At 36.0% G+C, this 12018-nt stretch carries 9 protein-coding genes and 3 pseudogenes; 7 read left to right on the top strand and 5 right to left on the bottom strand.

Annotated features, from left to right (window positions below):
* Positions 1 to 279 precede the first annotated feature (279 nt).
* From IPJ23_18470 to IPJ23_18460, 3 genes are all read left to right on the top strand, one after another.
* Complete coding sequence (locus IPJ23_18470; protein ID MBK7632633.1) at positions 280 to 435, top strand: hypothetical protein; 156 nt, start codon at positions 280 to 282, stop codon at positions 433 to 435.
* 419 nt (positions 436 to 854) lie between these two features.
* Positions 855 to 1058, top strand: coding sequence for a hypothetical protein (locus IPJ23_18465; protein MBK7632632.1), 204 nt, complete (start codon positions 855 to 857; stop codon positions 1056 to 1058).
* Between the two features lie 257 nt (positions 1059 to 1315).
* Entirely contained in the window at positions 1316 to 1504 is a 189-nt protein-coding gene (locus IPJ23_18460; GenBank protein MBK7632631.1) for a TrkA C-terminal domain-containing protein, read from the top strand.
* A gap of 5 nt (positions 1505 to 1509) precedes the next feature.
* Here the strand turns inward: IPJ23_18460 and IPJ23_18455 are convergent, their stop codons facing one another.
* From IPJ23_18455 to IPJ23_18445, 3 genes are all read right to left on the bottom strand, one after another.
* Entirely contained in the window at positions 1510 to 1941 is a 432-nt protein-coding gene (locus IPJ23_18455) for a T9SS type A sorting domain-containing protein (GenBank protein MBK7632630.1), read from the bottom strand.
* A gap of 189 nt (positions 1942 to 2130) precedes the next feature.
* Positions 2131 to 2334 (bottom strand): hypothetical protein, encoded by a 204-nt coding sequence (locus IPJ23_18450; protein MBK7632629.1) that lies wholly within the window; start codon positions 2332 to 2334, stop codon positions 2131 to 2133.
* 105 nt (positions 2335 to 2439) lie between these two features.
* Entirely contained in the window at positions 2440 to 3609 is a 1170-nt protein-coding gene (locus IPJ23_18445) for a hypothetical protein (protein ID MBK7632628.1), read from the bottom strand.
* Between the two features lie 287 nt (positions 3610 to 3896).
* On the opposite strand from IPJ23_18445, the gene hydF reads away from it, so the two are divergent.
* A complete protein-coding gene (gene hydF, locus IPJ23_18440) occupies positions 3897 to 5120 on the top strand; it encodes a [FeFe] hydrogenase H-cluster maturation GTPase HydF (protein MBK7632627.1) in 1224 nt (407 codons plus the stop codon).
* Positions 5121 to 5174: 54 nt separating this feature from the next.
* On the opposite strand, the gene IPJ23_18435 is transcribed toward hydF, so the two are convergent.
* Together IPJ23_18435 and IPJ23_18430 are read right to left on the bottom strand one after the other, a co-directional pair.
* Positions 5175 to 5780: a T9SS type A sorting domain-containing protein gene (locus tag IPJ23_18435; GenBank protein ID MBK7632626.1), complete on the bottom strand. Its 606-nt coding sequence runs from the start codon at positions 5778 to 5780 to the stop codon at positions 5175 to 5177.
* An 8-nt stretch (positions 5781 to 5788) separates the two neighbouring features.
* Positions 5789 to 7237: a hypothetical protein gene (locus IPJ23_18430; GenBank protein ID MBK7632625.1), complete on the bottom strand. Its 1449-nt coding sequence runs from the start codon at positions 7235 to 7237 to the stop codon at positions 5789 to 5791.
* 448 nt (positions 7238 to 7685) lie between these two features.
* Here IPJ23_18430 and nuoE point away from each other — a divergent pair.
* The 3 pseudogenes from nuoE (at position 7686) to IPJ23_18415 (ending at position 11978) form a co-directional block, all read left to right on the top strand.
* Positions 7686 to 8163, top strand: a pseudogene (gene nuoE, locus IPJ23_18425) (NADH-quinone oxidoreductase subunit NuoE).
* A pseudogene (locus IPJ23_18420) lies at positions 8160 to 10140 on the top strand (NADH-quinone oxidoreductase subunit NuoF). The pseudogenes nuoE and IPJ23_18420 overlap by 4 nt, the downstream one beginning before the upstream one ends.
* Positions 10141 to 10253: 113 nt before the next feature.
* Positions 10254 to 11978 (top strand): annotated as a pseudogene (locus IPJ23_18415) (iron hydrogenase small subunit).
* Positions 11979 to 12018 lie beyond the last annotated feature (40 nt).

Below are 12018 nucleotides of genomic sequence, written 5' to 3'. Positions count from 1 at the left end.
CATCACAAATATTGCAAGTCTCTCTGAGGAAATTGAAAATCCGGTAGGGGAGAATAAACAAATATTCCCTTGGAATATTTCTTTCTCTTGGCAATTGCCAAGGATAATTTATTTTGTTGGTACCTTGATAATGGTCAATGTAATTCCAATGAATGAACTTATCGAATTTAACTCAGTGGTTACAGCAGCCAATCCCCATACTGGGCAGAGTAAATATGATTTTACTATCTATAGTTGCAATTATTTCTTTCATCTCTGTTGCTAATGCAGGAATTATGAGTGCTTCAATATATCCCTCTTAGCAATGGAAGAGGGGACCATATTCTTCCTAAAAATATTCAGGAAGCCTGTAATCATTTTGGGGCACCAGTTATATCTCTAATATTAACAATTACTGCTATTGTTTCAATAATTCCCGTTTTTGAACCCGATTAAGATTGCTAAAACTTGCCAGCGCATTCTAGCTTTTTAATGTTTGGAGATTTGTTTGCTTTGAAGCCGTGATTGTTATTATAAGAGAAAGCAGAATTGAATCTTATGATCCGGATTTAAAATCACCCCTCTATACCCTTGGATGCAAATTAAGCCAAATCATTCTTCCAATAGTATTTATTACGAGATGGGTTGGCTTTCAATTATTTTTTCCACTGGCCAGTGGTCGCAGGATTATATGGCATTTCTCATACGCAAAAAGAGTTGTACGAACCGAGCCATTTATCACATCTTTGGAAAGATTAGGAAGACAACGATACGCAGGCTTGAAGGGGAAATGCGGGGTATTTAAAAGATAAAGGTTTGAGAGATTCGGGATCCTTTTGATGAAATTGTTACCAGAAGTAATGTTATAGATTTAGATGAAAAACAGAAATTTAGAGGATGTTGTTAAAACGCTTCGAGTGGTATCCCAATTTGTTCAGCATACTGCGGAACAAATCCAAAAACAATTCTTAGGAAGGAACACTGAGATGGGTTACAACATTCCAATATGGAATTGCATTACCACATTTAAGATTGCTTGGTTTGCAGCAAGCAGAAATGGTGCTTGTCCGTGCAAATAAAGGTGTGCATATGAAATTCAAAAAATGTTAACTGATTTTGGATGAAGAAGAACAAGATGTTAATGCAATCTTTTAGTTAGTCCTGAAAAGATCCCACACAGCATCTTAGAATATTAGCGCAGATAGCCGGAAGGTGGATGAAGAAAGTTTTTGTAGAAGAATGGAAAACAGCAAAGGATGATCAGGAAATAAAAGAAGTGATGTTGCATGAAGACAGATGCTTTTCCTAGTTGTGGGATGGAACTACACATACATCGTTGCTTTTGAATAAACAGTTAAAAGAAATAAAATTCCCCGAAGATTGCCTTGTTGCAATGGTAAGAAGAAGCGGAGAAACCATCATTCCGAAAGGAAATACTGTTTTAATAGAAGGGGACAGGCTAACAATCATTGGTAATCCCAAAGGTATGTCTGAGCTTAAAAAACAGTATCCCGAAAGTTCTTAGGTAAATTATTTAAGCAGTACCATTTTCTTTGTTTCAACAAATTCTCCAGCTTGAAGTCTGTAAAAGTAAACTCCATTTGCTAACTGATGGTTGCCGACAGTGGACTCGAAATCTACCTCATAATTTCCAGCTTGTCTATATTCGTTAACCAAAGTAGCAACCTCATTTCCTAAAATGTCATAAATCTTTACAGTTTGCCAACTGCTGACTGGAGATTGCCAACTGATTTTTGTGCTTGGATTAAATGGGTTTGGATAGTTTTGTTGTAGTAAAAATTCTTGTGGTTGAGTTGAGTTTTTTTCATCTTCAATAAAAGTAACACCACCGTTTGTTGTATGGAGAATAGAACCTCCATCACCAACAAGCCAGACATTATTCTCATCAATGCAATTAATTGAATGAAGAGATTTATTTGTTCTTTTAATTGTATGTCCCAAGTTTCACCTCCGTCTGTGGACTTCAATACTAGACCTCCATTTCCTGCAACCCAACCAATATTGTTATTACTAAAGTTGACCGAATAAAGAACTACTTGTGTTCCACTCACTTTAGTTACCCAATTATTTCCTCCATTAGTTGTTTTAAAATAGTACCAGCATTTCCAACCGCCCAACCAACATTTTCATCTATAAAGTGTACCGAGAAAAGCCACTCAATTGAGTTACTAAATTGTGAAACCAATTAATTCCACCATTTGTTGTCTTGAGAATTGTACCCGCATAACCAACTGCCCAGCCGACCTCACTATTAACAAAATATATTGATTCTAAATGTGATAATTCTCCAAATAATTGATGATTCCAGCTTATACCGCCATCAGTTGAGTGCAATATAGTACCTGAATATGGATAACCCCTGTAGTCCAGCCTTCGTTTTTATTTATAAAAATACAGAATTTAAGTAGCTAGTTGTTCCACTTGAATGTGTTTCCCAATTTATCCCCCATCAGTAGTATTAAGGATTAAACCATTTTTTCCTACAGTCCAACCATATAAGCTATCGATAAAATAGATAGATTTTAGATCTTCCAAAACTCCACTTTGTCTATTATTCCAGCTATTTCCTCCATTTGTGGTTTTTAATATCGTACCATTTTGACCAGTTGCCCATCCCAGCGTAGGATTTATTAATGAAATTGAATAAAGATTATTTGTTGTTCCAAGAGATTGTTTTGACCACCCAGTCCCACCATCCGTTGTTTTAAGGATAACTCCATTTAAACCTGCTATCCAGCTGCTATTTTGATTAATAATGTCAATATCAATAAGATTACCTGCCGTACCTGATGGTTGATTATCCCAAGTGCTCCCGCCATTTGTGCTTTTAAGAATTAATCCATTTTGCCCAACAATCCAGCCAATGTCATTGTCAAAGAAATGAATTGAAGAAAACCAAGCATTAGTGTCAGCAGATTGAATTGTCCAATTTTCGCCGCCATCAAATGTTTTAAGGATTGTACCATAAGAACCAACAGACCACCCAATATTTTCGTCTATAAAATATATCGACCCAAGCCAGTTGTTAATCCCTATTGGTTTAACTGACCAGTTTTGCCCACCATCATTAGTTTTTAAAATTGTTCCTTGGTTTCCAACAGACCACCCCAAATTACTATTTATAAAAAAAACATCTGAAAGTATATTAATCGTTCCACTTAATTCACTTTCCCAAGTCGTTCCACCATCTACAGTTTTTAGTATTACTCCATTGTTGCCAACAGCCCAACCTTCATAAATATTTCGGAAGTAAACTGAATTAATCCATTCAGTTGTTCCGCTTATTTGTTTTGTCCAGTTTACGCCCCCATCCGATGTATTCAAAATTGTACCATAAGCCCCTACACACCAGCCATTATTTATATCTGTAAAACAAATATCATTAATCTGGTCAGTAACATTGCTCGCTTGGTTTATCCAACTGATACCGCCATCTATAGTTTTTAGAAATGTACCGGCATTTCCAACAGCCCAACCAATATTTTCATCAATAAAACACACTGAGTATAGATCATTTCCCTGCGGCAAAGGATTTTGCCAAAACCACTGTGCATTTATTTGAAATGAAAGTGTAAGAAGGAAAGCGAAAACAATAATGATCTTTTTCATAAAAGTCCCCGAACGAAAATGATTAAAAATATCTACTTCAAAAAAGGAGAATTAATATTCAATTGTCAAGCTCAATAATTTCTTAATTCAGAGAAATGATTTTTTGATCTTGGTATTACTACACAATTGTGAAATAATATTCATTCATAAAAGCAAACATATCTGAAAATAAAGAAGGTTTATACTATGGAACATTTTTTGAACTTTGACTTTTTCAGGGAAGTGGTATATGCCTAATAAATTTAGGTGTTTATCAAATATCGTAGATACAGAAAGTCCAAATCTTTATGAATGTTGATTCAAATCGCCCGCATATAGCCATAGTTGGAAGAAGAAATGTAGGCAAATCTTTGCTTGTAAATTCTCTGCTTGAGAAAAATGTTTCTGAGGTTTCTGATGTTGCGGGCACTACCACCGACTCAGTTAGCACAAAGTACGAACTACTACCTTATGGTCCTGTTGTAATTGTAGATACTGCTGGTATTGATGACGAAGGTGAACTAGGCAGACAGCGAATTACAGAAACAATAAAAATTTTATCTTCATCAGATTTTGCATTGGTTGTTCTTGATGCTCGTGAAACTTTGCAAAGCAAGGAACTTGAACTTTTTGCATATCTTGATAAACTTCAGATAAATTACATCGTAGCAGTAAATAAAATTGAGTTTGGTGTTAATCCTGTTTTACTAGAAGAACTTAAAGAACTTAGGATGACACATTTTGAAGTTTCTTGTAAAGAGAAAGCGGGAATTGAAGAACTTAAACGCAGAATGATTAGACTACTTCCAGAGGATGATGAACCGCCGTTAGTTAAAGATATTGTAAAGCAAGGTGATGTTGTTGTAATGGTTATTCCTGCTGATCACACATTGCCTTACAGAAAATTAATTCTTTCTCAGGTTCATATGATAAGAGAAGCGCTTGATGAGAATGCGATAATAACTGTTTGTCGCGAGAAAGAACTTGTATCAACTTTAAATAATCTAAAATCTTATCCTGATCTAGTTATTGTTGATAGTAATTCAGTAACTCGTATTATAGAAGATATTCCTCCCCAAATTAGGCTTACTACTTTTTCACTTGTAATTGCACGCCACAGGGGCGATCTTCCTTTGTTCATCAAAGGATTAAGAAAAATTGATGGGCTTAAAAGCGGAGATAAAGTACTAATCGCTGAAGTCTGTTCTCATCATACTCTGGAAGATGATATTGGAACAGTAAAGATTCCTAAATGGCTTCGCAGTTATACAAAAAAAGAATTGCATATAGATATTGTTCACGGCAATGATCTGCCTGACAATTTATCTGAATACAAACTTGTTGTTCATTGTGGTGGATGTTTGTTAACGCACAGAGCCTTGCAGACTAGAATTAATGAAGCAAAACTTATGGATGTTCCTGTTGTAACATATGGTGTGATAACATCATTTATGAATGGAGCAATACCAAGAGCCCTCGTTCCGTTTACAGATGCTTTTGCTGAATGGGACAAGATAAAAATTAAAAAGTAGACCAATAAAAAAGCCAGACAATTGTCTGGCTTTTTTGTCATTCTAATTTTGATGCTATTTAATAAGCATCATTTTCTTGATAGATGTAAAACTACCAGCTTCTAGTTTATAGAAGTAAACACCGCTTGATAAGTTTGAAGCATTAAAGTTTAGTTCATAAGAACCAGCCTCTACTTCTTTGTTAATCAAATCAGTAACCTTCTCTCCTAAAACATTAAAGATACTCAAATTTACCAATCCAGAAGTTGGAACTGAATACTTTATTGTGGTTGTTGGGTTAAACGGATTTGGATAATTCTGTTCAAGAGCAAATACTTTTGGAGGAACAACTTCCACTTCTATGGAACCGATATAATCAAAGGTACCATCTAAATCAATTTGCTTTAGTCTGTAAGTGTAAGTACCAGCAACTAGATCTACATCAGTATATGAATAGCTTACAGGCTCAGTTGTGGTCCCTCTACCTGGAATATTTGCAATCTGAGTGAATTGACTATTGTGGTTTGATTTTCTTTCAACTACAAAACTACTGTTATTAGTTTCAGTTGCAGTCTTCCAGTTTAAAGTTACATCATTATCTCTGACTACAGAAGTAAATGATGTTAGTTCTACCGGAATCGATCCGCCGGCGCCAACTATCCAAGATAATGAACCTAACATTATTTGACTTACATCTTCAGTAACAGGTATAACGATTTCTCTAAATTCGATGCATGGTAGAGTACGTTATATGTAGTACCGTCAAAAGCAACACTTATAACAGTGTCGCTTGCTGCGGGAAGATCATTAAATCGATAGGCTACCACGCTGCCATTCACTACTCCAATACCATCCGGAAATGATGATGTAAGAGAATCACACAGACCTGGATTAACAGCAACACCACAAATCCTACTTTGATCTGCTGTACCATTCCCATCATCCGCGAAATATAAAGCATGGAGGTATTCACTATAAAAAACTGAATCATAAGTTGTTGAAGCTAATCTGCCATGGTAGTACCCAATATCGTCTCCTGCAATCAGAAGTGATTTTTGCATTCCAGTTGTACCGCCGTCTAGAAAATCTTCTATAGCTTGAATTTCTAGGGCAGGTATTGAACTTTCTTCACACCATATTACAGTTTCCCAGTGAGTTAAGTCGGGGGTTCCGAAATCCCTGTTAAGTGTATCAAATGATGTGAAATTAAAAGTGGCTAATGCTAGCAGAACACTATCAATATTTGATCTTTCATTTGCTGTAGCTCTGCTATAACAAATAACAACAGGAAAAGTCGGTACTACTACATTGATCGTCGTAGTCAAGGTATCATCTCCAGGGTAAAGATCACCTGTAACAGATACTACAGATTGAACTGTATAAAATCCGGAGGTTGTAGGAGTGAATGTCTGTGAAAATGGCACATCAACAAATTCATTTGGTAGAACAGATGCAAAAACACCAGTACCAGTATAAACTAGACTCATACCCGGGTCAAATATTTTAACTTCAGCGTTTCCATTAGAAATCGCATTTAAGCCGGTATTAGTATACCTAGCCTCAACTGGGGAACTTCCATACAAAGTTGAAGTTGGACTTGGCTGTATAACGGCAGTTGCTTCCATATTAATAGCAGTCGGAATATTAATCTTTAGATAAGGATGCCTTACATTTGAAGAAGTTAAAGAGTTTGTAGGGATGCCTGTACCACTAATATATTTACATTGATTTGCAGCATAAGGAGGAAATGAAACGTCACTATCATATAACCAACTTATTGCTGTAGCCTGAGCAGTTGGTTGATAGTAATCAACCAATATTGCCAGATTATGTCCGTTTGTAGTATCATATGTATAAGGTGATGAGAAAAAGAACTTCTTAAATCCCTGATCACCGGCTACGTTTGCTTGAGGAGCGCCATCAAAAACTAAAGTAGCGCCGGTAATGGCAGTTGGCCAATCCAGAGCAGCCGTACCCCAATCAGGATCAGAGGTATTTTTAATATATATCTTAAATGTTTCACCACCTATATAGTCGAGTGCTTCATATTTAAAAAACTCAATGCTCCCAATATTTGCACCATATGACCTAACCCTGTGAGCCCTGTAGCAGGATATATATATGCGTGCCTGTTCCAATGATCTGCCGTTGTGTTAGATCTCATAGGACCATAGGTATTTAAAGCAGTAAAATACTGACCAACGCCGACAGTTATTGATTGCGCTGTAATTTCTGCTCCCAATAAAAGTACGCCAATTAAAAAAACGGAAAATAATTTGTACATAGAACCTCCTAATGATTGATGTATGAAATTAATTTTTATTTGATATTCGCTCAATATCGTTTGTAGTAACTTGAACTTATTCAAAAACTATATAATGATCAAGTATTTTTGAATAATTTTTATATTTTAATATTTATTATCATTTCCATCATTCAATAAATCACTTCTCAAAAGCAAGAAAAGTTAATTGCTAATTATTATTTATTGATGTGAATTTTTTACTTAAAAGCGCTTTTTGTTTTAACTTATCTGGCATTTTGCATGCACAACTCAAGCGACTATACGAAACACTTGAGGAAAAAATGCACAATAAAATATTTGAAAACTACCAACCGAATGACAGAAGCACATTAATCCCCTTCTTCAGGACGTACAAAACATCTATGGTTATTTACCCGAAAATGCTTTAAGAGATATTTCTGATTTTGTAAAAGTTCCGCTTAGCCGAGTTTATGGTGTGGCAACTTTTTATAATCAATTCCGTTTAATGCCGCTTGGCGAAAATATTATTCGTGTTTGCCGCGGAACAGCTTGCCATGTTAAAAATTCTGCAAATATACTTTTGCGTTAGAAGCGGAATTAGGAGTTTTGGCAGGACATACAACACGCGATAAAAAATTTACTCTTGAAGTTGTTAATTGTATCGGAGCTTGTTCAATCGCTCCGGTCATTTTAGTTAATGATGATTATCACGGAAGAATAACTGTAAAAGATATACCAAAGATTTTGAAAAAATATCAGACAGCTAAAAAGACTGAGACTGCTGAGGCAACTAAATGAAAGATTTTAATCAACTTTGCTGCGAAAAATGCTGGCACACAACAGATAAGCCTTGCGAACATTTTATTCAATGCTGCACAGAAGGCCCGCTTTGTCATCACGATGATAAATGCGAACACGAAATATCATCATTACGCAAACATTTAAAATATGAAGAACATGATCTCCCAATAATAATTATTGGAATGGGAACGTGCGGTCTTGCATCAGGTGCAGCTAAAGTTAAAGAAGCAATTGAAGCAGAATTAAAAAAATTAAACATCGAAGCAACAATTGAAGGAACAGGCTGTATTGGCTACTGCGCTGTTGAACCAATTGTTGATATAAAACTTCCGGGCAAAGACAGAATATCTTACCAGGAAATTACAGTTAAGGATGTTTCAAGATTTATTAAAACTACTTTAGTTGATAAAGAAGTTTATAAAGAAAAAATTCTTGGCAGTCATGGAAAATCAAACGGTGTTATAAGCTTAAAACAAGTTCCGTTTTTTGAACATCAACAAAAAATTGTACTTGCAAACTGCGGAGTTGTTAATCCGATTTCTATAGATGCTTATTTAGCACACGGCGGCTTTAAAGCTTTTGATAAAGTTTTAAGATTAATGAAACCTGAAGAAGTTATCAAAGAAGTTTTAGATGCCGGATTAAGAGGTCGCGGTGGCGGCGGATTTCCTACAGGAAAGAAGTGGGAACTAGCACTTAAACAAGAATCAGAACAAAAATATTTAATATGTAATGCTGATGAAGGTGATCCTGGCGCATTTATGGATCGATCGCTTTTAGAAAGCGATCCTTACAGAGTTGTTGAAGGAATGGCAATAGCAGCTTATGCAATAGGTGCAAGCATAGCTTACATTTATTGCCGTGCTGAATATCCATTGGCAATTTCAAGATTGCAAAATACGATCAGCAAATGTGAAGAGTATGGAATTCTTGGTGATAACATTCTTAACAGCGGATTTTCACTTCACATAAAAATTAAAAAAGGTGCGGGCGCATTTGTTTGCGGTGAAGAAACCGCACTTATTGGTTCGATTGAAGGTAAACGCGGAATGCCAAAACCTCGTCCGCCATATCCGGCAATTGCCGGATTATTTGGCAAACCAACTGTTATTAATAATGTAGAAACTTTTGGAAATGTTCCGCCGATAATAATGATGGGTTCACAAAAGTTTTCATCGGTAGGAACTGCATCATCAAAAGGCACAAAAGTTTTTGCATTAAGCGGTAACGTAAAGAATACCGGATTAGTCGAAGTTCCGATGGGAACAACTTTACGTGATATTGTTTTTAAAATCGGCGGCGGAATACCTGACAAAAAGAATTTAAAGCAGTTCAAATCGGCGGGCCATCAGGCGGATGCTTGCCTGAAAGCGTAATTGATACTCCGGTTGATTATGAATCACTAAAAGAAGTTGGCGCGATGATGGGATCAGGCGGATTTGTTGTGATGGATCAGGAAACCTGTATGGTTGATGTTGCAAAATATTTCTTAACATTCATTCAGGAAGAAAGCTGTGGTAAATGCGTTCCTTGTCGTGAAGGTACAAAACGAATGCTGGAAATAATAGAACGCATTCCAAAGCGTTATGGCAATGATGGAAACAAACTTAATCAGTTGCAAAGATTTAAAGGGATGATTCATCTACAAAGATTAGCTGATGTAATTAAAGATACATCGTTATGCGGATTAGGACAATCAGCGCCAAATCCTGTTTTGTCAGGATTAAGATATTTCCGTCACGAATACGAAGAGCATTTGTATGATAGAAAATGTTCTTCAGGTGTTTGCAAAGAGTTGTTAACTTTTACAATTGATAATGAAATTTGTACCGGCTGCGGATTGTGTGTTAAGAAATGCGCTGTTGATGCAATAGTTGGTGAAAAGGACAAGCACATTATATATTGGATAACAAATGTGTTAAATGCGGAATGTGTTATGAAGTCTGTCGCTTTGAAGCGATCAACATTAATTAGTTTAATGTTCTCCTGAACTTGTTTCAGGTTCTTTGATGATAATATTTAATAGAGATTCCGAAACAAGTTCGGAATGACAAAAAGAAAATAAATTTGAATTTTCGGAGTTATTAATGGTTCAGTTAACAATAAATGGAATAAAAGTAAATGCAGAAGAAGGAATGACAATTCTTGATGCTGCTAAATCAGTAGGAATATCTATACCAACACTTTGTCACTTAAAGAATTTAGATCCAACCGGTGCTTGCAGAATTTGCGCTGTTGAAGTTGAAGGCTTCAGAGGATTAACTCCTTCGTGTGCTTATCCGGTTTCTGAAAACTTGGTTGTTGAAACAGATTCACCAAGAGTGCGCAAAGCAAGAAAAACAATTGTGGAACTTCTTGTAGAAAATCATCCGCAGGACTGTTTAATTTGTGTGCGTAATAAAAACTGTGAGCTTCAGGATTTATCCGAACAATACGGAATTCGTGAGCATCGTTATGTTGGTGAAACAAAATGCCACGCGATTGATATTTCAAGCGCATCAATGGAACGTGATCCGGCAAAATGTATTCTTTGCGGCAGATGTGTTCGTGTTTGTCATGAAGTTCAAAAAGTTGGCGCAATAGATTTTACTAAACGCGGATTCACTTCAATCGTAACTACACCTTATAATAAAGGTTTAAATGTAAGCGATTGTATTTTATGCGGACAGTGCATTCTTGTTTGTCCAACTGCAGCTTTGCGTGAAAAGAGTGCAGTTAAAGAAGTTGCAAATGCAATTTATAACAGAAAAAATATTGTATAGTACAAGTTGCTCCTGCTGTACGTGCTTCACTCGGCGAAGAATATAATATGCCGCTTGGAACAGATGTAACAGGATTGCTGGTTACAGGTTTAAGAAGATTGGGATTTAAAAAAGTGTTCGATACAAACTTTGCTGCTGATCTTACAATTATGGAAGAAGCTACTGAGTTGATTAACAGAGTACAAAATGGCGGAAGTTTACCGATGTTTACAAGCTGCTGTCCTGGCTGGGTAAAATATGTTGAGATGAACAGACCGGAAGTTTTGGAGCACGTATCAAGCTGCAAATCACCGCACGAAATGGAAGGTGCAGTTTTAAAAACTTATTATGCAAAGAAAATGGGAATTGATCCAGGTGATATTTATGTTGTTTCAATTATGCCTTGCACAGTTAAAAAGTATGAATCAAATCGCGCTGAACTTTCTGAACATGCAATGGCAGATGTGGATGCTGTTTTAACAACAAGAGAGCTTGTAAGATTTTTAAAATTGCAGGAATTGATTTCAATGATTTACCAGAAAGTGAATTTGATAATCCGCTTGGTGAATCAACTGGTGCGGCTGCAATATTTGGAACAAGCGGCGGAGTTATGGAAGCTGCTTTACGTACAGCATACTTTAAAATGACAGGAACTGAACTTGAGAATGTTGAGTTTGATGAAATCCGTGGAATGGCTGGAGTTAAAGAAGCAACAATAAAATTGGTGATCTTAATGTTAACATTGCAGTTGTAAACGGAATTGGAAATGTTGATCCGATTCTTGATCAGGTACAATATGGAACTTCCAAACATCATTTTATAGAAGTAATGGCTTGTCCCGGTGGATGTATAAACGGCGGCGGTCAGCCGATTCATCAGAAACCTGAAAAAGTTATGAAGCGTATAAAAGTACTTTACAAGATTGATGAAAATGCAAAGACGAGAAGATCACACGATAATGAATCTGTAAAAACTTTGTACAAAGAATTTTTTGGTGAACCAAATTCGCATAAAGCACACGAGATTCTTCATACAGAATATTTTGATAAAAAAAAGATGTTTAAAAACTAAAATTATTTATTTGTCATTCCCGCAAGGGTGGGAATCTATT

The organism is Ignavibacteriales bacterium (assembly GCA_016709765.1).
In the GTDB taxonomy this organism is placed as follows: Bacteria; Bacteroidota; Ignavibacteria; order Ignavibacteriales; family Ignavibacteriaceae; genus IGN3.
Note: the sequence above shows the minus strand (reverse complement) of the source record. Positions and strands in the feature narration are given on the sequence as shown.